The organism is Clostridium sp. CAG:221, assembly GCA_000435835.1.
Classification (GTDB): Bacteria; Bacillota; Clostridia; order Clostridiales; family Clostridiaceae; genus Clostridium.
In genome coordinates, this window is record FR883390.1 from 31472 (window position 1) to 57461 (window position 25990).

The 25990-nt window shown below is 28.5% G+C and carries 26 protein-coding genes and 1 pseudogene; 4 read left to right on the top strand and 23 right to left on the bottom strand.

The window, feature by feature from the left end; translation table 11 throughout:
- The 8 genes from hisF to hisZ are packed head-to-tail and all read right to left on the bottom strand — an operon-like array spanning position 1 to position 6755.
- Complete coding sequence (gene hisF, locus Q5O44_RS05555) at positions 1–762, bottom strand: imidazole glycerol phosphate synthase subunit HisF (protein ID WP_022167404.1); 762 nt, start codon at positions 760–762, stop codon at positions 1–3.
- Positions 763–766: 4 nt separating this feature from the next.
- Entirely contained in the window at positions 767–1489 is a 723-nt protein-coding gene (hisA, locus tag Q5O44_RS05560) for a 1-(5-phosphoribosyl)-5-[(5-phosphoribosylamino)methylideneamino]imidazole-4-carboxamide isomerase (RefSeq protein WP_022167405.1), read from the bottom strand.
- Positions 1486–2100, bottom strand: coding sequence for an imidazole glycerol phosphate synthase subunit HisH (hisH, locus tag Q5O44_RS05565; RefSeq protein WP_022167406.1), 615 nt, complete (start codon positions 2098–2100; stop codon positions 1486–1488). The genes hisA and hisH overlap by 4 nt, the downstream gene beginning before the upstream one ends.
- On the bottom strand, positions 2097–2684 hold the full coding sequence (gene hisB, locus Q5O44_RS05570; protein WP_022167407.1) for an imidazoleglycerol-phosphate dehydratase HisB: 588 nt from the start codon (positions 2682–2684) through the stop codon (positions 2097–2099). The genes hisH and hisB overlap by 4 nt, the downstream gene beginning before the upstream one ends.
- 1 nt (position 2685) lies before the next feature.
- Positions 2686–3735 (bottom strand): histidinol-phosphate transaminase, encoded by a 1050-nt coding sequence (hisC, locus tag Q5O44_RS05575; RefSeq protein ID WP_022167408.1) that lies wholly within the window; start codon positions 3733–3735, stop codon positions 2686–2688.
- Positions 3719–5011, bottom strand: a complete 1293-nt coding sequence (gene hisD / locus Q5O44_RS05580) for a histidinol dehydrogenase (protein ID WP_022167409.1) — start codon at positions 5009–5011, stop codon at positions 3719–3721. The genes hisC and hisD overlap by 17 nt, the downstream gene beginning before the upstream one ends.
- A 12-nt stretch (positions 5012–5023) precedes the next feature.
- A complete protein-coding gene (gene hisG, locus Q5O44_RS05585; protein ID WP_022167410.1) occupies positions 5024–5647 on the bottom strand; it encodes an ATP phosphoribosyltransferase in 624 nt (207 codons plus the stop codon).
- A gap of 10 nt (positions 5648–5657) precedes the next feature.
- Complete coding sequence (hisZ, locus tag Q5O44_RS05590) at positions 5658–6755, bottom strand: ATP phosphoribosyltransferase regulatory subunit (protein ID WP_302637487.1); 1098 nt, start codon at positions 6753–6755, stop codon at positions 5658–5660.
- Between the two features lie 346 nt (positions 6756–7101).
- Between hisZ and Q5O44_RS05595 the strand changes: the two genes are divergently transcribed.
- Positions 7102–7731: a hypothetical protein gene (locus Q5O44_RS05595; protein WP_302637489.1), complete on the top strand. Its 630-nt coding sequence runs from the start codon at positions 7102–7104 to the stop codon at positions 7729–7731.
- A 60-nt stretch (positions 7732–7791) separates the two neighbouring features.
- Here the strand turns inward: Q5O44_RS05595 and Q5O44_RS05600 are convergent, their stop codons facing one another.
- Positions 7792–8937: a YibE/F family protein gene (locus tag Q5O44_RS05600; protein WP_022167413.1), complete on the bottom strand. Its 1146-nt coding sequence runs from the start codon at positions 8935–8937 to the stop codon at positions 7792–7794.
- A gap of 275 nt (positions 8938–9212) precedes the next feature.
- Between Q5O44_RS05600 and Q5O44_RS05605 the strand changes: the two genes are divergently transcribed.
- Complete coding sequence (locus tag Q5O44_RS05605; RefSeq protein ID WP_022167414.1) at positions 9213–9413, top strand: PspC domain-containing protein; 201 nt, start codon at positions 9213–9215, stop codon at positions 9411–9413.
- Positions 9414–9458: 45 nt separating this feature from the next.
- Here Q5O44_RS05605 and Q5O44_RS05610 read toward each other — a convergent pair.
- From Q5O44_RS05610 to Q5O44_RS05630, 5 genes and pseudogenes are all read right to left on the bottom strand, one after another.
- Positions 9459–10675 (bottom strand): annotated as a pseudogene (locus Q5O44_RS05610) (NAD(P)/FAD-dependent oxidoreductase).
- A gap of 255 nt (positions 10676–10930) precedes the next feature.
- On the bottom strand, positions 10931–11452 hold the full coding sequence (locus tag Q5O44_RS05615) for a phosphatase PAP2 family protein (protein ID WP_022167417.1): 522 nt from the start codon (positions 11450–11452) through the stop codon (positions 10931–10933).
- A 124-nt stretch (positions 11453–11576) separates the two neighbouring features.
- The gene (locus Q5O44_RS05620; protein WP_022167418.1) at positions 11577–12617 is read right to left on the bottom strand and encodes a hypothetical protein; all 1041 of its coding nucleotides are present in this window, start codon (positions 12615–12617) and stop codon (positions 11577–11579) included.
- A gap of 131 nt (positions 12618–12748) precedes the next feature.
- Positions 12749–13906 (bottom strand): LCP family protein, encoded by a 1158-nt coding sequence (locus tag Q5O44_RS05625; protein ID WP_022167419.1) that lies wholly within the window; start codon positions 13904–13906, stop codon positions 12749–12751.
- 149 nt (positions 13907–14055) lie between these two features.
- Entirely contained in the window at positions 14056–15258 is a 1203-nt protein-coding gene (locus tag Q5O44_RS05630) for a DHHA1 domain-containing protein (protein ID WP_022167420.1), read from the bottom strand.
- A 153-nt stretch (positions 15259–15411) separates the two neighbouring features.
- Between Q5O44_RS05630 and Q5O44_RS05635 the strand changes: the two genes are divergently transcribed.
- Positions 15412–15786: a PH domain-containing protein gene (locus Q5O44_RS05635; RefSeq protein ID WP_022167421.1), complete on the top strand. Its 375-nt coding sequence runs from the start codon at positions 15412–15414 to the stop codon at positions 15784–15786.
- Positions 15787–15861: 75 nt separating this feature from the next.
- Here Q5O44_RS05635 and Q5O44_RS05640 read toward each other — a convergent pair whose 3' ends face one another.
- The 3 genes from Q5O44_RS05640 to Q5O44_RS05650 form a co-directional block, all read right to left on the bottom strand.
- Positions 15862–16581, bottom strand: a complete 720-nt coding sequence (locus Q5O44_RS05640; protein WP_022167422.1) for a DUF975 family protein — start codon at positions 16579–16581, stop codon at positions 15862–15864.
- Positions 16582–16700: 119 nt separating this feature from the next.
- Complete coding sequence (locus Q5O44_RS05645; RefSeq protein WP_022167423.1) at positions 16701–17054, bottom strand: arsenate reductase family protein; 354 nt, start codon at positions 17052–17054, stop codon at positions 16701–16703.
- A gap of 28 nt (positions 17055–17082) precedes the next feature.
- Positions 17083–17289 (bottom strand): hypothetical protein, encoded by a 207-nt coding sequence (locus tag Q5O44_RS05650; protein ID WP_022167424.1) that lies wholly within the window; start codon positions 17287–17289, stop codon positions 17083–17085.
- Between the two features lie 168 nt (positions 17290–17457).
- Here Q5O44_RS05650 and Q5O44_RS05655 point away from each other — a divergent pair, with 168 nt between their 5' ends.
- A complete protein-coding gene (locus Q5O44_RS05655) occupies positions 17458–18267 on the top strand; it encodes a M48 family metallopeptidase (protein ID WP_022167425.1) in 810 nt (269 codons plus the stop codon).
- A gap of 40 nt (positions 18268–18307) precedes the next feature.
- On the opposite strand, the gene Q5O44_RS05660 is transcribed toward Q5O44_RS05655, so the two are convergent.
- The 6 genes from Q5O44_RS05660 to Q5O44_RS05685 form a co-directional block, all read right to left on the bottom strand.
- A complete protein-coding gene (locus Q5O44_RS05660) occupies positions 18308–19471 on the bottom strand; it encodes an AI-2E family transporter (RefSeq protein WP_022167426.1) in 1164 nt (387 codons plus the stop codon).
- 92 nt (positions 19472–19563) lie between these two features.
- Complete coding sequence (locus tag Q5O44_RS05665; RefSeq protein ID WP_022167427.1) at positions 19564–20883, bottom strand: APC family permease; 1320 nt, start codon at positions 20881–20883, stop codon at positions 19564–19566.
- A 115-nt stretch (positions 20884–20998) separates the two neighbouring features.
- Complete coding sequence (locus tag Q5O44_RS05670; protein ID WP_022167428.1) at positions 20999–21397, bottom strand: GtrA family protein; 399 nt, start codon at positions 21395–21397, stop codon at positions 20999–21001.
- Positions 21398–21516: 119 nt separating this feature from the next.
- Positions 21517–22944, bottom strand: a complete 1428-nt coding sequence (locus Q5O44_RS05675) for a glycoside hydrolase family 32 protein (protein ID WP_022167429.1) — start codon at positions 22942–22944, stop codon at positions 21517–21519.
- Between the two features lie 4 nt (positions 22945–22948).
- Complete coding sequence (locus tag Q5O44_RS05680; RefSeq protein ID WP_022167430.1) at positions 22949–23920, bottom strand: carbohydrate kinase; 972 nt, start codon at positions 23918–23920, stop codon at positions 22949–22951.
- Between the two features lie 484 nt (positions 23921–24404).
- The gene (locus Q5O44_RS05685) at positions 24405–25736 is read right to left on the bottom strand and encodes an FAD-dependent oxidoreductase (RefSeq protein ID WP_022167431.1); all 1332 of its coding nucleotides are present in this window, start codon (positions 25734–25736) and stop codon (positions 24405–24407) included.
- Between the last annotated feature and the right edge of the window lie 254 nt (positions 25737–25990).

Here is a 25990-nt window from a genome sequence, read left to right on the forward strand (position 1 = left end):
CTATTCTCTAACATCTATTTTTTTACTTCTAAGATAATCTTTAAGTTCTAAAATTTCCAATTGATTATAATGAAATAAAGAAGCTGCCAGTGCAGCATCAGCTTTTGCATATTTAAAAACTTCATAAAAATCTTCTTTTTTTCCTGCTCCACCAGAAGCAATAACAGGAACATTCACTATATTATTAACAGCTTTAGTAAGTTCAATATCAAATCCACTCTTTGTTCCATCAGCATCCATTGATGTTAACAATATTTCTCCTGCTCCTAATTTAACTGCTTCTTCAATCCACTTTAAAGCATCAATACCTGTATTTATTCGCCCCCCATTAACCATTACTTCCCATCTACTCATTTCTTTATTCCTTTTGGCATCTACTGCTAGTACTATACATTGATTTCCAAAATAATAAGAGCCACTTTTTATAAGCTGTTTATCCTTCACAGCTGCTGAATTCAAACTTACTTTATCAGCACCAGCCCTTAAAATTCTTTTTATATCTTCTATACTACATATTCCGCCTCCCACAGTAAAAGGTATAAATATGTTTTCCGACACCTTTTCAACTACTTTTTCCATTATACCTCGTCCTTCATTAGTTGCTGTCACATCAAGAAACACCAGCTCATCAGCACCAGCTTCATAATAATATTTACCAAGCTCAACTGGATCTCCCACATTTATTAAACCTTTAAAATTTATCCCCTTTACAACTTTACCATCCTTCACATCAAGGCATGGAATTATTCTTTTAGTATGCATCTAATCACCTGCTTTCTTTACAGATAGTGATTGCTTCTTTTAAATTAAGACTACCATTATAAACAGCCTTTCCTGTTATTGCAGCATATATATCTATGTTTTTTAACGCCTCTATATCTTTAATATCCTTTATACCTCCTGATGCTGTCACCTTCATTGAGGTAATATTCTTTATATCTTCTATTAACTGCAAATTTGTCCCTTCCATGGTTCCATCCCGATTTATATCTGTTACTATGATATTTTCAATACCCAGTTCTTCTAACTTTTTTATAAAATCTGTATAATATATTTTACTTTCTTTAAGCCATCCATTAACGCATAGATATCCCCTTTTACAATCTATTCCTATGGCAATCTTTTCTCTAAATTTTTTCACTGCTTTTATTAAAAGCTCTTGATTCTCAATGGCAGAAGTACCTAATATAACTTTGCTTACGCCATTTTCTATGAGATATTCAATATCCTCATATGTTCTTATTCCTCCTCCTGCTTCAACTGGTACATCTACTAATCTTGCAACTTTTGTTATTATTTCACCATTAACCATATGGCCTTCTTTAGCTCCATCTAAGTCCACCATATGTATAGCACCTGCACCTATTTCATTAAAATACTTGGCAATATCCATAATCTTTTGTCCAATAATCTCTTTTTTACTATAATCACCTTTATATAACCTTACTGCTTGTCCCTCAATTATATCTATTGCTGGTATTACTATCATTTTATCATCTCCCCAAACGATCTTAAAATCTTTAAGCCCTCTTCACCACTTTTTTCTGGGTGAAACTGTGCTCCAATTATATTATCTCGTCCCACCAAAGCAGGGATATTTATTTTGCCATATTCCGTTTCAGCAATTACTTCATCCTGCTTTGTTCCAACTGCCATATAGCTATGAACAAAATATACATAAGCTTCTTTAGATAAATCCTTTAAAATTTTATGATTCCTCTTTATTTCCAATCTGTTCCATCCTATATGTGGTATTTTAACATCTTCTTTAGGTTCCATAAGCTTAATACTTCCTTGTAAAAAACCAAGACCTTCACTTCTTTCACCTTCATATCCTGCTTCATAAAGCATTTGCATCCCAAGGCATATCCCTAGAAAAGGATATCCCTCCTTTACCTTTTCTCTAATAGGTATTATAAGTCTTCTTTTTTGCAAGTTTTCCATTGCGTCCCTAAATGCTCCTACCCCTGGCAATATAAGTCCATCTGCTTCATAAATATCTTTTTTCTCTCCAGATATCTTATATTTAATCCCTAATTTTTTTAAAGAATTCTCAACACTTCTTAAATTTCCCATGCCATAGTCTATAATTACAATCACCCTATCACTCCCTTGCTAGATGGAATATTATTACCCTCAATTGCTACTGCTTCCTTTAAAGCATGTCCAAAAGCTTTGAAAAGTGCTTCTATCTTATGATGATCATTTTCTCCATAGAAAATATTACAGTGTATTGTCATTGCTGCATTAAAAGCTATAGCCCTAAAAAATTCCTTCACCATTTCAGTGGAAAAATCACCTATCTTTTCTCTTTTAAAATCACCATTAAAACATAAATAAGCTCTTCCACTTATATCTATTGAGACCATTGCCAAAGATTCATCCATAGGTAAGTAAAATGTGCCATATCTCTTTATGCCTTCCTTGTGATTAAGTGCTTCTTTTAATGCTATTCCTAGTGCTATTGCCACATCTTCTACTATATGATGATCACAAACGTCCATATCTCCAGTGGCCATAACTTCTAAATCAATATTGCTATGAAAAGAAAAAAGAGTAAGCATATGATTTAAAAAACCAATAGGTGTATCAATTTTATTTTTGCCTTCTCCATCTAAAAAAAGTGATACACTGATATTTGTCTCTTCTGTTTTTCTGCTATATTGTGCTTTTCTTTCTTTCATCTCAATCCTCCATACTAAAAATCACTTTACTAATCACTCTTAATACTTGATCATTTTCTTCCCTTTTTCCTATAGTAATCCTAAAACTATCGTCTTTAAAATATCTAATAATTATCCCTTCCTCTTCTAGTGCTTCCTTTAATTGTTGTTTATACTTACTTCTAGCAAAAATAAAATTTCCCTGGGATTTATAAAACTTAATTTTATTTTTCTGTAAATTCTCTAATTCTTTAAATGCTTTGTATAAACGGTTTCTCTCATCTTTAATGATTTCAATATTTTCAAATATCTCTTCTTTATAGCTTAATATCTTTATTGCAATTTCTTGAGAAATACTATTAATGCTATAAGGAACCATAAAACTTTCCAATTCCTTTATATTCTTTTCATTTGAAATTACAAATCCAATTCTAAGAGCTGCTATTCCCCAAGCCTTTGACATTGTTCTGGTGATATATAAGTTTTCATATTTTTCAATTAGATTTAATGCACTTTCGCCACCAAACTCTATATATGCCTCATCTACCAGTATCTTTATATTTCTAAAATTACTTAACAACTCTTCTATTTCTTCTACAGAAAGCTCATATCCTGTAGGATTATTAGGATTGGAGAAAATTATCATCTTAGGTGATTCCTTTTTTCCTAAAGCAATTAAATCTTTAACTGCAAACTTTCCTTTTTTACCTATATCAAGCTTTACTAGTTGCCCTTCATTTAAGGAAGCATAAAAATCATACATTGAAAAATCCGGTTGTAATGTTAATATTTTATCTCCTTTATTGATATATGATGAAATCACTACTCCTATTAATTGATCAGATCCATTTCCAGCTAATATATTTCTATAGCTATAGCCAATAAACTTTCCATATGCCTTTCTTAACTCTTTTGTGCTAGTATCTGGATATCTATTAAAATTATCTAGCTGCAGACTTAAGAGCATATCAATAATTTCTCCTTTAGAAAATATACTATTGCTCTCATTTGCGTTTAACCTTATATACTGGCCTTGTATTTGTTCTGCTTTATATTCATTTATCTCCTTCATCAGCCCACCTCACTTTTATGGAATTTCTGTGAGCCATAAGTCCCTCTTCTGCAGCAATGGACATTATTTTTTCTCCATCCCTTTCTAGTGCTGCTTTTGAATAATAAATATATGATGATTTCTTAACAAAATCATCAACAGAAAGAGGTGATGAAAATTTTGCAGTTCCACCTGTTGGAAGAACATGATTAGTACCAGCAAAATAATCTCCCACTGGTTCTGGAGTGTACTCTCCTAGAAATATAGATGCTGCATTTTTAATAGATTCTAAATATTCCATGGAATTTGTAACCATAAGCTCTAAATGCTCAGGCGCTATTTCATTAGCTATATTTATTGCATTTTCTATGGAAGTGCACACTATAGCTTTACCATAATTCTTTAAAGATTTTGCAATAATATCTTTTTTATTTAAATCCTTCATTTGAATAGAAATTTCTTCAATAACTTCCTTAGCTAATTTTAATGATGTGGTTAATAATATGGATGATGCTCTTTCATCATGTTCCGCTTGAGACATTAAGTCTGCAGCAATAAACTTGGTATTAGCCTTTTCATCAGCAATTATTAATATTTCACTTGGTCCTGCTATCATATCTATATCAACTGCACCAAAAACCATTCTCTTTGCTTCTGCTACATAGGCATTTCCAGGGCCTACAATTTTTAAAACCCTCGGAATGGATTCTGTTCCATAAGCTAATGCTCCTATAGCTTGTGCACCACCTATTTTAAATATCTTATCTACACCAGCAATTTTAGCTGCTGCTAAAATATTTTTGTTTATCTTGCCATCACTTTTAGGCGGAGTAACTATAATTATATTTTTAACGCCAGCTACTTTTGCTGGTACTACATTCATCAATACAGAAGAAGGATATGCTGCCTTACCTCCAGGTACATAAACACCAACACTTTCAAGTGGAATTATCCGCTGACCCATATATACGCCTAAATCCTTGCTATATAAATACCCTCTATTTTTTTGTAACATATGATATGACTCTATATTTTCCTTACTTTCTTTAAGCGCACATATGACTTTTTCATCGACTTCACTATAAGCTTCTTCAATTTCCTCCTCTGAAACTAAAAACTCTTTTATATCTACACCATCAAATTTTTTAGAATATTCTCTTAAAGCTTTATCACCATTTATTCTCACATTACTTATTATTTCTTTTACTTTTTCCGTTATATCATTTTCATCATATCTTCTTTCTTCTATTAATTTTTTTACTGCTAAAACATCATTTTCAAAAATTATATTAAACATAAGTTTTCTCCTTTAAATTACTGCTTTAATTCTATCTAAAAAAACATTTATTTCTTTTCTTTTTAACTTATAACTAGTTTTATTTACTATAATACGTGCACTTATATCACATATTTCATCTAAAACTATTAATCCATTTTCCTTGAGAGTTGTCCCCGTCTCCATAATATCTACAATACCTTGACAAATTCCAAGCAAAGGTCCTAATTCCACAGATCCTTCAATCTTAATTATTTCCACATCCATACCTCTAGATTTAAAATAATCTTTTGCTACTTTAGGATACTTGCTACCAATTTTTACATGTCCAACGGTATTAAATAAATTTACATTAGGTAATGCAGCCACAATAAATTTACATTGTCCTATAGCTAAATCAAGAACCTCATAATAATTTGGCTCAGCTTCTAAAAGTGTATCCTTCCCTACTATGGCAATATCTGCTGCCCCATGCTCAACATAAGTTATTGTATCTTTTGCCTTTACTAAAAAATATCTAATATCTTCTTTAGAATCATTAAATATCAATTTTCTTCCTTTATTCTTTAGTTCCTCAATGCCAAAACCAGCCTTTTCCATTAACATAACAGCATTTTCTTCTAACCTTCCTTTAGTAAGTGCAATACTTATAGCCATATTTCTTCTCCTAATCTTTATATTTAAATTTAATTTCTTTACCTTTTTGAGTACTTAAAATTGCTTTTCTTACAGCTTCAATTTCATTATCCTGTTCCAATATAATTTCTTTTATCTCATCTTGATTTTCTTCAGTGATATTATCTAAAAGCAATTCAACTCCAATGGAAAATCCTACAGCAGGCATATCTCTGCCAAATGATTTAATGAGCCTATCATATCGTCCGCCTCTTAAAACATTTCTACCTACTCCTTCAATATATCCTCTAAAAATAATGCCTGTATAATAATCTAATCTTGGCACCATAGCCATATCTATTGAAATATACTGTTCATATCCAAGTTGTTTTAACCCTAAATATATATTTTCTAAATAAGTAATACTTGCTAATATATTTTTATTTTTAGTAAGAGATTTAGCCTTAATTATGACATCCTCTTCACCAAATAAATTAGGAAAATCAATTAATAGTTCTTTTTCGCTTTCATTTATATTTAATGATTTAACATATTCACTTAAAGAAATTAAGCTTTTCTTTTCAATTAAATCAGCAATATATTCTTGCTGATTTTCAGTTATCCCCATTTCATTCATGGCAGTTTTTAATATATTTACATAACCAATATCTAATTTAAAACTCTTATTAGTTACATTTTTTAATGTTTCTATGGCAGTTGTGATTATTTCTAAATCACCTAACCTATCCTTTACTCCAATAAGTTCTACTCCACAATCTAAATATTCATTTCTTCCTCCAAGAAAGCTTTCATGAACCCTAAAAATGCTGGAACAATAAGAAAGCTTCAGTGGTGTATCTAAATCTTTTAACTTTGTTGCAACCATTCTTGCTACTGGTACAGTCATATCTGGCCTTAAAACCAATATATGGCCTCTATTATCAAAAAATTTATACATTTCTTCTTCTTTTAGTGTTTTTGTTTTACTGTTAAAATTATCAAAATACTCAATGGTGGGGGTTGATACCTCTCTATATCCCCATAAGCTAAAAATATTTTTAATTTTCTCAATAATTTTATTTCTTTTAAAACATTCTTCTATGGTGTAATCTCTTGTACCTTCTGGTATTACTTTTTTTATTTTACCCACCTCCACTTCAATACTTTAACTCGCTAAAGTATTCATTGAAATAATACCACTTTTTACCAAAAGTTGTCAAGGGTTTTATGTAATTATTGACATATAAATTAAATATCGGTAAAATTAAAAAGGTTAGTATATATTAACTTAAAGTTTACTCTTAGTAAACATTGTATTTTACATTTTAGGAGGTTTTATGAATAAAGCTTTTTTACTAGTGAAATATTTATCAATTGGATGGACGAATCTACAGAAGTTGCAAGAGGTGTTGTTGATAAAATAAAAGCTTTTGCAAATGGAATTTATGATAATATATCAGTAAAATTCAAACCGGAGGGAATGTAATATGAGCAATATGGAACTATGGTACACTGAAAATCAAACTAATAATGTTAATTTTTCAATGAAAGTAAAAAGTCATCTTTATTCAAAACAAAGCGACTTTCAAAAAATAGATATAATCGACACTTACGAATTTGGTAAGGTTTTAGTAATAGATAATTGGACAATGGTAACTGATGAAAGAGTTAGTTTATTCTTTGAAGATGGTATTAAATTCGTTAAAGGTAAAGAAAATCTTTATGATTTAATCATTATAGATTCTACAGATCCTATTGGACCAGGTGAAGGACTATTTACTATGGACTTCTACACTGATTGCTTTAATGCTTTAACAGAAAAAGGCATCCTTATCAATCAATGTGAAAGTCCTTATTATCCTTTAAATTCAAAAGAAATGAAGCGTTCATTTAATAAATTAAATTCCTTATTCCCTATATGTGAAGCATATCAATATCATATACCAACATATCCTTCAGGCCATTGGATGTTCTGTTTTGCTTCAAAAACATTTCATCCAATTAAAGATTTAGATGCAGCATACTGGAATTCATTAGGACTAGAAACTAAATATTATAATACAGATTTACATGTAGGCTGCTTTGCTTTGCCAAATTACGTAAAGGCACAACTTATTGAAGAATAATATAAAAAAGCATAAATTGTTGATTTTCAACAGCTTATGCTTTTTAATTAACTAAATGTCTTATGACTCCTTTTTCCTACATAAATAGCTTCCTACAGCAGCAGTTATTGGCACTGACAACACTATTCCAATACTACCAGCTAAACCTTGAATTATCTCTATTGCTAGCACTTCAAGATTTATAAATTTATTATAAGGCATGTTAGCAGTAAAAATTAATATCAAAGTAGTGATAGATCCTCCTGCAAAAGCTAGAATTAAGGTATTAGTCATTGTTCCTATAATATCCTTTCCTATATTCATGGAACTTTTAAATAAATCTATTTGTTTGATATTTTTATTTACTTCATATATTTCAAATAAAGATGATGATATGGACATTGCTACATCCATTACCGCGCCTAGTGATGCAATTAATATTCCTGCAAACATTATTCCCTTAACCTTAAGATTTGTCCCTTCTGCTATATATATAAGACTTTCAGTATCGTTCATTGTCATCCCTGAACTATGAGTTAACTCACCAAAGATATAAGCAATGATTCCTGAAATTACAACTCCCGAGATAGTTCCTATAATAGCTGTAACTGTCTTCTTATTAATACCTGAAACTAAAGACAAGGTCACTATGATACTTAATGTTGCAGATACAACAGCAGCCAACATAGGCTCTACTCCTCTAAACATTAATGGCAACATTAAAAAAATCACTGTCACAAGGGTGAACATAAGAGAAACTAATGATTTAATTCCTTTTACTCCTCCAATTATAATTACCACTATGATAAAAATACCTGCTAAAACATATATCATACTACTTCTATCATATCCATATACATCCCAAATCATATTTCCATTATTTTGTTTGTAAAGAATCAATACAACTTTTGTTCCTTCTTCAACTTTATAGTTATAAAGCCTACTTATGTTATTTTTTATTTCATATGTATTATCTTTATATTGACCTTCTGTTACCTTAGCAATTACTTTTTGATAACCTATTTCTACACCATCTAAAATAGGATCTTTATTTAAATCTTCTTCAATTATTTCAGTAATTACTCCATTATAAAATTCTGCTCCCTTACCATATCTGTCCTCTATAAATCCATCTGGAAATATACTTTTTGAAACCATAATAATTGCTATACTTATGATTAATACTGAAACTATGGCAAAAATGTTCCTCTTCATTTCTTTTTTCATATTTATCCTCCGTGTCTCACCTTTTAATGTATAAGTTAGTCATTTTTACCATGTAATTTTATCATTTAGTTTTAATACATTCAAGTTGTATTGTTCGTAATACACCAAAAAAAAAGAAGGTAAATATTTAATTTTATTTCGCCTTCTAAATGTAATAAATGAAATTATTGCTCTATTTTTTTCATAACCATTCTCCTTTAAAGATTTTTTTAAATATCTATACCTTTAGTGGAGTTTTATAGTATAATTTATAATTATAAATGTGAGGTGATACTTTGAAAAAAAGATTATATAAAATAACTGCTGAAAAGAAAGTTGCTGGAGTATGTGCTGGCTTTGCAGAATTTTTAAATCTTGATGTAACCTTAGTAAGGGTAATAGCATTATTTTTAATACTTGCATCATTTTCTACAATGCTAATTTTTTATTTTATCTGTGCTATAATCATGCCAGATAAAAATGATATATATCAGTAACATTTATTTTTAAGAAGGAGCTTGTTTAGGCTCCTTCTTACTTTATTAATTAAATCTATCTACTCTAAAAAGTTCTAAATCCTCATTATAATTTCCACAATATAATTCACTTAACATTACTCCACCTAAAATAGCAAATAAAATTCCATTAGCCCCATACCCTAAACAATACCAAAGCTGTGGTTTTTCTGGATCCTTCCCCAAAAACCCCAAGTTATCATTTGTTGATGCAAATGCACCACAATATTTATATTGTGCTTCTATATTTTCTATGAAAGGAAACATTTTCTTTAATCTTTGTTCTAGTATTGCATATTTTTCTTTCCCATTATCCTCATTATTAATATCAGGTATAAAGTTTACATCTTCTCCACCAGCTATAATCCTATTATCTTTTGTTGTCCTATAATAGTTGTAAGGATCTTTATTATCTCTTATTAAAACCTTATTGCTCCATCCCTCAAAAGACTTTACAGGCTTAGTTACAATATTAAATGTGGTACTCTTGGTACCAAAGGTCCTATTGGTAAATAATTTTGTGTTATATCCTGTTGCTACTATAGCTATTTTCCCTGTAACCACATAGCCATATTTTGTAATTGCTTTCACTTCATCATCTTCATACTTTAATTGTACTACTTCTGTATTTTCAAAAATCCTACTACCATTTTCCTCTGATATAGTTAATAATTCCATAGTAAACTTATATGGATCTATTTCTGCTCCTCCATTTATTGAGTATACTCCTGCCTTTAAATCAAAGGAAAATGGATTAGTTTTCTCATCAATAAATTTAACATCTATTCCGTTTTCTTTTCTTATTGCATATTCATTCTTAATTTCTTCATACTCTAATTTTTTACCTGTATATAATAATGTATCTCTTACTTCATAATCACATTCATTACCATACTCATTTATAATATTATCTATTTCTTTTAAAGCCTTTAAGCCAAGCTTATATGCTCTTATTATATCTTTACCTTTTGAATATTGCTTTAGTTCACTATAGTTTCCATCTAATTCATATTGTAATAAAGCTGTAGTAATTCCTGTACTTCCATGTGCAACCCTTTCTTTTTCACCACCACATTACTTATATCTTTCTTACTAAAGTAATATGATAAAATATCTCCAGTGACTCCACCACCTATGATAATTACTTCAGTATCTATATCTTCAGTTAAATACTTATATTGTCTAGTGACTTTATTTAACCTATTAAAAAAAGGTTCTCCCTTCACATATTGTATATTTTCCATAAAAGCTCCACCTTTCCCTAAAACTAAATTTATTTTTTCCTAAAGAATTTTTAATATGCAATTTTACGTATATATTATTTAAGCAATGTAAAAAATATATTTATAATTTATTGAAAGAAGATATATTATATTTATTCCTACTAGAGTCATATTTGAAAAAGACTCATTAAATTATGATTTAGGTAAAAATTTATATGATTACTTTTCATCTAAGTTGGATAGGAATATATTTATGTATGCCTTAATTATTCCTATTCATTTAAATATCATCACTACTATTGTTCCTGAAAAAACTCCCAATATTATTCCACCTATAACATCAGATAAATAATGAACTCGTAAATATAATCTTGAAAAAGATATTAAAATAGCTATAACTACTATTAAATATGTAAGCCTCATATCAGTTCTTATAAATACAGTAGCTGCTGCAAAAGAAGATGCTGTATGACCTGAAGGAAATGAATATGTTCCAGGCTGAGAAATCATTAATTTTATTATGTTATTTTTAATGAAAGGTCTCTTTCGCTTTACTATGTGCTTAATTATTCCTTCTCCTAATATAGAAGCTAATGCTATAGCCAATAATACCATAATAGCTTCCTTAGTATATTTGGTTCTGCTAAATAAGAAAAAAGAAATTATAATCCATATAATACCTAGTTCACCACTTAAAGTAACTGCTATCATTAGCTTATCAATAAATCTATTCTTATTGTAGATAAATCCTATGATTTTCTCACCAAAAGCATCTATTTTATTAATTAAATCTTTCATTTATACTCTCCTAATAAATATATATATATATTTATTTTTGCCAAATTTACTTAGAGTATAATATAAATATAAACTAAATAGAAAAGTTGAAAAATTCAACTTTTCTATTGAGAAGAGTATATGACTATCTACATTGAAACATATTGTACATATACATTATCCTTCTTCTTAATTCTTGCTGTGCCTTCATATATCCCATCCTATATCCTACCTGTACACCCTTTCGATATGACATATAAGACCTATTCCTTGTTTTTTTATTCTGCTTCTTTGGTTTACATTCATTATTTTGTAAGCAATTTTGTGAATTATAATTATAATCATAATCGTAATTATAGTTACAATTATCTTGACATTTATCTTGACATTTTTCTTCTACATTATATTTGAACTGATTAATGTAAGGTTGTTCCTCATCGAATCTATCTTGATTAATGTAAGACTCATCTTCATTAAATCTATTTTGCTCAACATAATATTCTTCTTCATTGCGCCTATTTTGATTTTCATTGCACATATTTGGGTTAATATAAGGCACTTCTTCATTACACCTATTTTGGTTAATATAAGGCACTTCTTCATTACACCTATTTTGATTAATATAAGGTTCTTCCTCATTACACTTATGCTGCTCAATATAAGGCTCATCATCATTATACCTATGCTGCTCAATATAAGGCTCTTCCTCATTACATTTATGATGCTCAATATAATGTTCTCCCTCATTACACTTATGATGCTTAAAATAATGCTTTTCTTCATTACATTTGCACTGCTTACTGCAAGGTTCTTCTTCATTACATTTACAGTGCTCACTGCAAGGCTCTTCTTCATTACACTTTTCAAAACTGCTTATAATGAATTCTGCATGATTATTACAAGATCCTTTAGATTTACAGTGCTCACTGCAAGGCTCTTCCTCATTACATTTTTTAAAACTGCTTATAATGAATTCTGCATGATTATTACAAGATCCTTTAGAATATGAAGCTTTTTCTATATCTATACAGTCAATATTATCAAAGTTATTGCAACTTTTTATATCATCATCTTCTACTGTTATATCCATGTTTCTGCCTTCTTGTGCATGTTCAAAACCTCTTACATCACATATATCTTCAAATTCTTCATATCCTTCATATCCTTTTAGTTTCTCATCGTACATAATTATATCTCCTTTGTGATATATTTTTTATATTTTATTATATGAAAGTTAAAAACAAATGTTATTATTTGTTTTATCATAAAAATAAAATAGGTAACACTAAAATATATTAGTTTTACCTATTTATCTTGCTATTCAAAGTAATAATACTCATTTCCATCATATATATTATATAAGGGTTCTTCTTCACTTTCATTTACATAATTATTATTCTCATTACTATAATTATATTCTTCATTATAATTGTTTCCATGTACATAACTTCTTTGAACTGCTTCATATTCCATAATTAATGATAAAATTTTATCATAAGTAAGAGTAATTTCATCAGAATCAGTGTTTTTATAAATAAATCTATTAAGTATTTTTGCATTTTGCTCTAAGTCAGTTATAAGTACGCTACCATAATCTTTATATTCCATATCCTTTGTAATATCAAGTATAGGAATACTAATTTGTTTTATTTCTAATTTGTCAAAAGAATAAATTGTATAGGCCATATTTACTGCATCTATTGGATCAATATCTGTTTTTATATATTTAAGCATCACATTACCAATACCTAAATATTTAATGGGGTTAGTTTCCTTTATCTTTTCTGCAATTTTTACCAATACTTCTCTCTGCCTTTCAGCTCGTTCATAATCATCTCCACAATTATATCTTATTCTGGCATAAGCTAGTGCCTGCTTTCCATTTAGCAGTTGCGGACCACTTTCATTGACAGGACAATCATTTCCACCTGTTGATTCTCCAATATATTTATTTAGCTCGGAAAGTAAATGCTCTTTTACATCTATTTCTATGCCGCCTACTTCATCAATGACTTCCTCAAAACCATTAAAATTAATAGTAATATAATCTTTAATTGCTATTTTGTAATTATCTTCAATTGTTTTTATTAATAAATTAACTCCACCTAACTGATATGCAGAATTTAATTTTTCTTCTCCATATCCAGGTATATTAACTAAAGTATCTCTATATAGGGATGTAAGTTTAATATTTTTATTATTATTATCTAAAGTTGCAATTATCATTGAATCTGACCTTGCACCTTCTTCCCCTTCTCTTTCATCGCTACCAATTAAAAGCACATTAGTTATCCCTTCGACTTCTTCATATTTTACATCATCAATATTTTCTTCTTCCTTACCCTTACCATTATCTTCACTGGCTAAATTATTTTCTTCATAAATATTATTCTTAACATATAAATATGTTCCTCCCATTAAGGTACATATAATTATAAAAGACACAGCTAAAAAAACAATTATTTTTTTCAACATTATAAACACTCCTACATCAGACTTTATTATAATTTTATACTTTTATGTTATTTTTTTCTATACATTGGCATGATTTTAGTAAATTTCTCACAAATTTCACACTACATATAGTTTTTATTTATTATCTAAAATAGAAGAGTTAAATTTAATTATTTTAATTGTTTATTTATTTTCATCATTGCATATTCCATTGCAGATTTAAGATTACTATTATTCTTTCCACCGCCTTGAGCTTGATTATGACTTCCACCGCCTCGACCATCAATTAAGCTTATAGCATCTTTTAAAAGGTCATTCATAGAAATATCTTTAACTTGGACAGAAGATTTAAATATCATATTAGCTTTATCATCTTGTACTAGAGCAAATAATACAATAGCTTTGCTTCTTTCTGTAATTCTATCTGCTAATCTAATAAGACTTTTCATATCTGTATCTTTATATATATTTTTTATAATCGAAATATCCTTTATTTTTTCTGAACTTTCTAGCATTTCAACAATCTGATAATCTGATAACTTAATATTTAAGCTCTTATTTTCATCACTTAACTCTTTTATATGGTTTGATAAATTATTAATTGTATTAATAACATCATCTTTTCCACAACTTAGATATTTACAAATATCATTGCTAAAATTATCAACTTTTAAATAATCATTAAAAGCTCTATTTCCTACTAGATATTCAATTCTTGTATTTCCTTTATGCTTTTGCCATTTTTTTATTTTTATTATTCCTAAATCTAATGTTGAAGAAGGATGTACTCCACAACAAGCATTAATATCTAAATCGCCAATTTTAACTATCCTTATCTCCTCATCAGTATTTGGTAAATCTCTTCTAACTTTAATTTTTTTCAATTCTGACTTTGTAGGAGTAAGCATTTCCACTTTAATATTTTCTCTAATACAGTCATTGGCTTTAATTTCTGCCTGTCTTATTTGCTCTTCTGTCAGTATTCCTTGAATATCTACTGTTGCAATTTCTTTTCCAACATGCACACTGACAGTATTAGCATTAAATAGCTGATAAAAACATCCAGATAAAACATGCTGTCCTAAATGATGTTGCATTCCATCTAATCTTCTTGCCCAATCTATAGAACACCTTACTCTATGTATCTTAATAAGTTTTTTATCTAAAACATGATATACTTCCCCAGATTTTTCATATACATCAATTACTGGTATATTTTCAATAAAACCTAAATCATTTTGTTGTCCGCCTCCTCCTGGAAAGAAAGCAGTTTCATTAAGCCTTACATGATATTTGCCATGAATTTCCTCAATAGATTCAACTTCCGCTACAAATTCTTTTTTATATTGATCTTCATAATATATTTTTCTCATGCTGCACCTCCACATTAATACCTTTTCTAAAGTTTACTTTATTACCTATACTTTTTCAACAGAGGAAAAATATTTTTAAGATAAATTACTTTATGGTATTATTTAAATAAAAATATTAAAATAATAATAAAAACTTTTAAGGAGATTTTTCTTATGATTGATTTTAATAATGGCGAATACGTAAAATTAAGACAAATTAATAATAAAGATGGATTAAACGCAACTGCTGATTTTCTAATTGATGGCGAAAGCATATCCTATACATTTTCAACTATAAGAGATATGGTTATCTTCACCAATAAAAGAATTATAACTATTAATGTACAAGGTTTGACAGGCAAGAAAAAGGATTATACTTCTCTGCCATTTTCTAAATTACAGGCTTTTTCTATAGAAACCTCTGGGCATTTTGATTTAGATTCAGAACTTACCCTTGCCTATTCTGGTTTAGGCACAATTAAGCTTGAATTTACTGGTTCTACTGATATATTAGAAATTAATAAATTCATCAGTATGAACACCCTATAATTATATAAAAGAGGCACATTAAAGTTATATTTTTGCTAAAATAAGCAAAGCCTTAACTTTATGTGCCTCTTTTTATTAACTAATTCTATTTTTTATTTCTTCATAAAAGTTTGTGTTTGCAAGCATTACATAAGGATTCACCCATAAAGCAGCTATTCCCAATGTAAATATGGAGAATATCCACCATCCAATAAAGGAGAATTGTAATTTGAAATACTTAAATTTAACTCCCTTCATCATCTTTCTACTTCTCTTCATGCACTCAATTATTTTTATTTCTGGATTTTCAACCATTATATAATTTATTTGTGAATATATTATCTGAATAATTAATAAAAAAATGGATACAGCTAATGAACTTATAAAAATTAAAGAAACACTGCTAACTGATAATTTTACATTCATTACACCTTCAATTAAAGAGCCTTTTGTAATAAATATAATTAACATTGGTATTAGCATTATCACAGCTTCCATAATAAATATTATTAGTCCCATGGCAAAGACTTTTAAAAATATATTGAACTGTGAAAATAAATCTAATAACTTTGGTTCTTCTTTTCCTTGAACCATATTTAACAAGAACTTGCATCTTCCTGCTTGTATTGGTGCAGAAATAAATAAATATCCTATGGCAAATAATATGTAAAATGGTAAAATATTATCATCTGTAATATCCAACATTACATTTACTATATTAAGTAAAATTGTAGAAAGCAATATTGTTCGAACTGCTAGTCCCATTCTATCCTTAAGCTGTCTTCTAGCTTTGCTTCTTATGATGTAGTTTTCCATATGAATCTCTCCTTTCGCTTAGTATTTTAACATATTCCTAAAGCATTGTATATTGATGATAGACTTATCTTCCTTTAATTTAAAATAGAACTGCTTTATCTGCAGTTCTACTTTTAGTTTTATATAATTTCTTTATAATTTTCTTCCTTAAAACCTACAAGTACTTTATCATCCATAACTAATAATGGTCTTTTTACAAGCATTCCATTAGTAGATAAGATTTCTATCATCTCTTCCTTTGACATAGTCTTAATCTTATCTTTTAAATTCATTTCTCTGTATAAAACACCTGAAGTATTAAAGAACTTCCTTGGTTCTAAACCACTTTTCTCCATCCATAAAGCTAATTCTTCTGCACTTGGATTTTCTTCTACTATATTTCTATTAATAAATTCTATATTATTTTCCTTTAAAAACTTTTCTGCCTTTTTGCATGTGCTGCATTTAGGGTAATTTATAAATAATTTGCTCATCTTCTTATTTCCTTTCTAAAAATATAATTTAACTTATTTGTTCAATCTTAGATACTACGTTCATAAATCCAAATTTCTTAAAAAACTTTTCTACGGCCTCATGTTTATCCTTAGCATAAACATATTCTAATTCATCTTGAAAGTAAAAATCATTTATAATATCGCCTACTGGATTTCTCTTCTTCTTTTTTATACAATAATATACTTTAAACTTATGTCCTAAATTATTATTCATAAATATATAGATAAAATTTATCTATTTTTCACCTCACATAATATATTTTATATTTAATTATCGTAGTATCAACTATAAACTTCATAAATAAAAAAATATTTTCTTTAGTATTTTTGTAATTTATTGTATAATATTCTTTAATAATTATTAAATATATAGGTGGTTAAAATGGGAAAAATAAAACAATCTACAATTTATGTATTATTATTTATTATAGCATTTTTAGTGATATTATCAATTAATAAACTTCTAGCCATGGTATTACTGCTAATAGTTCTCTGCATACTTATTGGCAAAAACCTCTATTTAGGAAAAATTATAAAAGCAAACAAGTTATATGCTTCAAAAAACTATGAAGAAGCTTTAAAGCTTTACCGCCAAACTGTAACTAAGGAAAATATTCCTGGTTTTATCATTAACAATTATTTAATTATGGAACTTAAATATGGAGATTGTACTATAGCTGAAAATTATATTAACTCTCTATCTTTAGATAATTCTAAAATTAAATCTGCTGATTTACTTTCTATTAATATATCTAAATCATTAGTTGCTTGGAAAAATAATAAAACAGAAGAAGCTATACGCAATCTTAAAAGGCTTTTAGAAGAAAGTGAAACAACTTATCTTTATGAAACACTTACTTCTCTCCTTATTGTCAGTAATAAAATAGATGATGCCTTAACTATCATAAATAAAGGCCTAAACTATAATGATTCTAGTGATGTGCTTAAGTCAAATTTTGCTGAAGCTAATTATTTATTAGGAAACTACAATGAAGCTGAAGAAAAATTCAAAGCTCTTGTTGACAGCAATGTATCCTTTATGGAACCCTATTATTATTTAGGTTTAATCTTACTTAATAAGCAGGAAAAAGATGCTGCATTAAAAATATTAAATAAAGCTACCTCATTTAATGATTCATTAGTATCACTTGTAAACTGTGAAAAGATTAATAGCCTAATTACTTCTATATAAACAAAAAAGATAGTGAGTACACTATCTTTTTTATCTATGTTTATTTATATTTTTCTGTTTCCACTGGCAATCCCTTTGCTTTTAATTTTCTTTCTACGTTTTCCTTAATTATTGAATAAATTATTGCAAATATAGGAACACCTATTATCATTCCTATAAGCCCCAGGAATTTTGCAAATATAAGTAAGGAAAATAATATCCAAAAAGCTGATATTCCAATGGAATCTCCTAATATTTTAGGTCCTATTATATTACCATCAATCTGTTGTATAACTAATATGATTCCAATAAACCACAATGCTTTTATTGGAGATACACATAATATAATAATAGCTGATGGAATTGCTCCAAAGAAAGGTCCGAAAAATGGTATTATATTAGTTATCCCAATAACAACTGATATCAGAAGTGTATATGGCATCTTAAATATTGTTAAGATGATAAAAGTCAATATACCAATTATTAATGAATCTAAAATCTTACCACTTAAAAACTTACCAAAAGTATCATTACTTCTTCGTGCTAATTCTACTATTCTCTTTGATCTTTCTTGTGAAAAAATACTAAAAGTAATCTTTCTTGATAAAGCTATAAACTTTTCCTTATCTATCAATATATAAATTGATACTATTATTCCTATTATTATATTTAAGATACTTGAACCTAATGTCATAATAAAATTACCTATAACAGGTATTAGATTTGTCAGTAAAGTAATAATATAATTTAATAGTTCATTCCATTTTTCCACTATCATATTCATATATTTACTTTCTAAATTAAACTTTTCACTAATTTCTGCAATAACATGTGTTGCATCATTAACATATTCAGGAATATTATTAGCTAATCCTACGATACTGTCTACTAATTGTGGCAATACAAACTGCATGAATAAAGCTATTAATATAATAGCTGTAAAGTAAGAAAGTACTAGCCCTAATCCCCTTCTATATTTTCTATTTAATTTATTTATATATTTTAATTCAAAAATTACTTTTTCATAAAAGTTCAAGATAAAATTAATTATGTATGCTATTGCTGCACCTATTATAAATGGTTGCATTGTTGCAATCATTCCACTAAGCTTAAGTTTTAAGTCTTCAGCCTGAGATGCCATAAGATACACTATTATACTTGAAGCTATTACTAAAAAAGCATAAATAGCTATGGTTGTATATTTTTTATTCCAATCTACTTTCATTTTGCCCCTCCATATAGTCTTTAGTATTATTTTCAGTATATCATAAAAAAACTGCTACAAACATTTTTCTAACAGTTTTTTTATCTTTTTTATTAATGATTATTTTTATGATGATTGTAAATATAAAATGGAATCCCTGCAAGCATTAAAATGAATCCCCACATTACAGTTTCTGCACCTGAGCCATATATCGTCCATAATGTATAAACAAAAGCTATAAGTGGCACAAATGATTTCTTTATAAAACCTGTGAAAGTAATTTTTTCACCTTTTTTAAATGAAAGCATTATTTCAGCAGCTACAGTTAATAAATATACTGGCAAGTACGATAATGTTGCTAGTATTGTTATAAACGTAAATGATGATACCATGCTTTTTTGGTAATTCATTACAAGCAATATATTAACTAAAACAGAACCTATAATTATGGCATTTGCTGGTGTATCATACTTTGGATGTATCTTACCAAAGAATTTAGGGAATACTCCATCTTCTCCAGCTGCATAGGCTACACGCGCTGTAGACATAAGCCATCCTATAGTAGTACCTAAAATACATATAACAACAGCTGCAGTTAATGCCTTACCAATTGAGCTACCTAAAGCATTAGTTAAAATACTTGTTAATGGAGCGGAGCTCATTGCAAGCTCACTATTTGACATTGCACCCATGCTGGCAACACTAATTAAAACATAAATTGCTGCAGTTATAATTATTCCATAGATAGTACTCTTCTTAACATTTTTTTCTGGATTCTTAATTTCACCTGCAGTCACTGTTGCACTTTCAAGACCAACAAATGCCCAAAGTGTTGAAGTTGCTGCCAATGGAATAGTATTTAATCCCTTTCCTTCTGGTATTAATGGCACTATATTTGACATATCAAAATTAAGAAACGCTACAATAATAAACAATGCAAAAAATGCAATTTTAAATACTGTTACAAAGCTTTGTACTTTACCAGCTTGTTTAACACCCACAATATTAATTATTGTGAATATCCATAATACTGAACTAGTAAATATAATTGATATTAGTGGTTTATTTAATATAGGAAATATGCTTGATGCATAACTTGCAACTGCTACTATTATGGCTGAATTTCCAATCCATGATCCATTCCAATAAAGCCAAGCACTTAAAAATCCAGCAAATTCACCAAATGCAGTCTTTGTATATTGATATGCTCCACCTGTTTCAGGATATTTTGATCCCAAATTAGCAAACGAAACTGCTATTAATACTGAACCTATAGTGGTAATTATCCATGCTAGTATGGTGGCCATAGGTCCTGATACCTGCGCTAAAGTCGCTGGCAGCATAAATACACCTGAACCTATCATATTCCCACATACAAGCATAGTAGCCATAAATAGACTTATTTCTTTCTTTAGTCCTGCTCTATTTTCCATACTTTCCTCCGATTTTCTTTTGTTCATCATATCAGCTAATCTATAGCTGATTTCATCCATTAATTATTTAAGCAACATTTTAATAGAATGTCAAATATATTACCTATATTTTATACTATTCTCTAAATGTGATTACTTTATTTAAAGTAAATTGCATTAATCCACTTATTGCTGTAGATATTAGTTTTGTTAAGCTCTCGCTGATATTTATGAAAATTACTCCATAATGTAAAAATACCATTGATATGGACATTCCAATATAACCAATGATAAAAAAGTATCCTCCTCTTTTAACTAAGTTGTCAGCCTTTTTAAAGTTTATAAAAGTATTACAAATAAAGCTAACTGTTAATCCACAATTAACTGATATAAAATTCGATACGTACATACTCAAATTAAAGTTTCTTAAGTAATTAAATATAACATTATCACTGCCTACTGCTACTATCCCAATTAAAACATACATGACAAAATGCTTTATATCATCTTTTTCCTTAATACTATTGATAATCATCTTAATCTACCACCCTACCCATTTAGAAACAGTAAATACATTTTATACTATATTTTATAAAAATTAAAGTTTTTTATAGTAATAAAGAGTTGATATTAAATCAACTCTTTATTACTATACTAAATATTCCATTTTCTTATTATAGCTGTGCCTTCACCTTCAAGAATAACATTTGTATCTAACATATCATTATAAACTCTACTAGTAAAAACTTCTTCACCATCATTAATAAATATTTCTATAGATGAATTATCACTAAATATATCTATGCTTCTAAGATTGCTTATATAAGCAGCTCTTTCATTTCTTCCATAGCCACTCTTTCCTTGTGTAAGTTTAAATACACCTTCAACAAAGGATAATACACAATCTTCTCTGAATTTCATATTAAACTTATTACATTCCTCTAAGTCAACTCTTAATTCAAATGTATTTCTATCTATGATATTTAAAACATCATTGCTATCTAAGGCTACTTTATTTTCAATTAAATCTTTTCTTAAAGTTTCTAATTCCTTTAATGGCAACTGATATAATTTATTATTAATTATCTTTAATTCTCTTGGAAGAGTTAATTGATGCTGCCAATAGTTTTCTACCGTTGGATTTTTATGTTCTACTGCATCAGGAACTCCCATCCAACCAATCATTATTCTTCTACCTTTTGCATCTTCAAAAGTTTGAGGTGCATAGAAATCAAAGCCTCTATCCAGTTCTACGAACTGATCTAACTTAAGTTCTTTTTTATCATTTACAAAATTTCCAAAAGCATAGCCACTTTGATAAACATTATTATATTTAAATCCATCAGCTTCTAATCCTTGTGGTGAAAACATAAAGACAGTCTTACCATCTAAATAGAATAAATCTGGGCACTCCCACATATATCCCATATTTTCTTCTCCACCAGCTGGTACTGAATGTAGTGTCCAATTATAAAGATCTACTGATTTATATAATAACACATATCCTTTATCATTCTTACCTCTAGCTCCAAGAACCATATAATAAATTCCATCCTCTTCCCAAACCTTTGGGTCTCTTACATGAAGTGACATATCTTCTGGAAAATCTGAATTTCTTAAAAGAATCTTCTTTTCTGAAAACTCTATTCCATCTTTACTTGTAACTAATATTACATTTTGTTCTCTTCCTGTAAGTATATAATCATGATTTCCTTGATGCTTAACATTTCCTGTATAGAAGAAATACATTGTATCATCTTTTGCTAATGCTGAACCAGAATAAACTCCATCCTTATCCTCTTCAATATCTGGATATATGGCAATATCTCTTTCTTCAAAATGCACTAAATCCTTAGATACATAATGTCCCCAGAATTTCATGCCACCTTTAGCTTCTAAAGGTGAATATTGATAAAAGACATGGTATTGATCTTTGAACTGACAAAGTCCATTAGGATCGTTTATCCAACCAATTGGCGCCATTATATGATATTTACTTCTCCACTTATCTGAAAGCACCTTTGACATATTACTATTTATATGCTTTTTGATTTTTTGCTCATATTCCGCTCTAGTAATCATATATTTACCTCTCACTGATTTTTGCTAAAACTTCTTCTTTTAATGGTAATGCACCTATAGCACCTTTTTTACATACAGTTAAAGCTGCTGTAGCATTAGAGAAAGTTAATATTTCTTGCACTTTTTCTTCTGATAAAGTTACTAACTCCTCTAATGAATATTCACCTTCTGCCACTTGATATAATAATGATCCAATAAATGAATCTCCTGCTCCTGTTGTATCTTGTGCTGAAACTTTAAATGAAGGTGAGAAAATAACTCTTTCCTTAGTAATAAATTCTGCTCCATTAGTTCCTTTTGTATATATTATAACTTTTACATCACCAGTTAATAAAGAATCTAAAGCTTCTTTTTCATCTTTTATACCAGTAATAAATTCCAACTCTTCATCACTTATCTTAACTATATTTGATAAAGGAAGAAATTCTAATATTGCCTTTCTGCAATCTTCAGGTTGTTTCCATAATGGTAATCTTACATTTGGATCAAAGCTTATTAAGCATCCTTTTTCTTTGGCTATTTCTATAGCTCTTCTATGTGCTTCTTTAATTGGTGCATCTATTAAGCTTACTGAACAAAAATGTAATATATCTCTTTCATTAAAGTCTTCTGAACAGATTTCTTCTGCACTTAATAGCATGTCTGCACTTGGATTTCTGTAGAATGAAAAATCTCTTTCTCCATCTTCTCTTAATGACACAAATGCTAATGCTGTATTAGCTTCTTTTGTTCTTGATATTCTTGAAACATCTACTCCTAAAGGCTTTACTTCATTTAATATTGCATCACCAAATCCATCTTGTCCAAGCTTAGTAAGCATTTGTGATTTCCCGCCTAATTTAGCTACTGCTGCCGCAACATTTAATGGTGCTCCTCCAGGTACTCTTAAAAAGTTTTCTACATTATTTAATGCTCTTCCTTTTTCATGTGGTATAAAATCAATTAAGGCTTCACCTATAGCTATTACTTTTTTCATATTATTAATCCTCCTTAAACAATCATTTACAAATATTAATACATATTAATATGTATATCTTAATAAGGGAACGTTCCCATCATCCTTAAAAAATATATTAATTCTAAATATATTATATATTGTAAAATAATTTTAGTCCACCTTTAAAATTGAAAAATCAATTTTAGTTAATCAGTGAATGTTGCTTCGCTTATTCACTTAGTTAAATAGCCATAAATGGCCAAAATTAATTAAGTCGAGCATATACTTTCAGTAATGCTCTAGTTAAGTCGTCACAAGTGACTAATTAAACACTTATATCGCTACGCTAATAAGCTAATTAAATTTTTGCATGCAAGCATGTAAAAATTTAAGGATAGAATTTCTACGAAATTCTTAAAAAATATATATTTCAGAAATTCCCTAAGGAATTTCATCCTTAATTCATCATTCATAATTCATAATTCATAATAAAAAAAGGACTCGCTAACGAGTCCATTTTTTATTATAGAGCTTTAAGTGCTACTGCATTTAATAAGCTCCATGGTTTATTATAGTGTGGTTGGAAGAAGAAGTCTGTCATTGCTAGTTCTTCTATTGTCATATTATTTTGTATAACAACTGATAAAGTATTCATAAATTGAGTTAAATCTATTTTAGAAATTATTTGTCCACCTAGAATTCTTCTTGTGTCTGCATCATAAACAATTTTTATTGTTGCAGGTTCATAAGTCGGCATAAACTCTGGTCTATAGTTATCAGTTAATGAAACTGTAGCAATATTCATTTTTGTTGTAGCCTTAGCTACTTCTTCAGTCATTCCTGTAGAAGCTATATTTTGCTCGTATATCTTTATTCCTGAAGTTCCTTGAGTTCCCATATACTTAAGTGTTGGCTTAACTATATTTCTAGCAACTAAAGTACCCATTCTTACTGCATTTGTAGCAAGTGGAATATATCTTGTATCTTTTGCAGGGTTGTATGTTACTACACAACAATCTCCAGCAGCAAATACATCTTCTCTGCTTGTTCTCATATATTCGTCTATTATTATAGCTCCATTTGGTAATGTATCTATTTTACCTTGAACTAATTTTGTATTAGGAGCAAATCCTATACATAATACTACTAAATCTCCTTGGTATGTTCCATTTTCAGTAACAACTTCTGTTACTTTTCCATTTTCACCATTAAATTTTTGAACCTTTTCTCCAAGTACTAATTTTACTCCTCTATCTGTAAATTCTTTTTCAGCTACATCTGTAAAGTCTTTATCTAGATATTTAGCCATTATTCTCTTTTCAGCATCTATTAATGTTACATTCTTTCCTTGCATTTCAAATGCTTCAACAAGTTCAACACCAATATATCCAGCACCTATAATAACAACATTCTTAGCATCTTTTGATTTTTCTATTATATTTAATGCATGATCATGATTTTTACATAAAACTATGTTTTCTAATTCTCCACCTTCAAATTTTGGTACTATTGGCCATGACCCTAAAGTTAATACTAATTTATCATAATTGTCTTCAAAAATTTCTTCTGTAATTAAGTTTTTAACTCTTAGAGTTTTATTTTCAAAATCTATATCTAAAACTTCATGCTTCATATTAGTTACAACACCTAACTTAGATAAATTTTCAGGTGAGTTATAGAAAAGGCTCTTAGTATCTTTTATTACTTTTCCAACATTTAATGCAATACCGCATGATAAAAATGATATATTATCATTTTTTTCATATATTGTAATATCACTTTCTGGATGAAGCTCTTTTAAATTAACTACTGCTGCTGTTCCTGCATGTGTACATCCTACTACTACTATTTTCATTTTCTATTCCTCCAAATTATAAATTTTCTTAATCAATTTTGTTTATTAATTAACAATGATTATCCTTAGATATAGATTACTCTTTTTTTTTTATTTTGTAAATACCTATCTTTAGTTTTTTATTTAAAATTTTTTTTATGCATTTTCTTGATTTATTAAGAATTTAAACGTTTTTATATATTTTTTAACTTAACTAACTTTTCTGTTAAATTATTATCATTTAACCATTACTTACCTGTACTTTTTTATTTTTT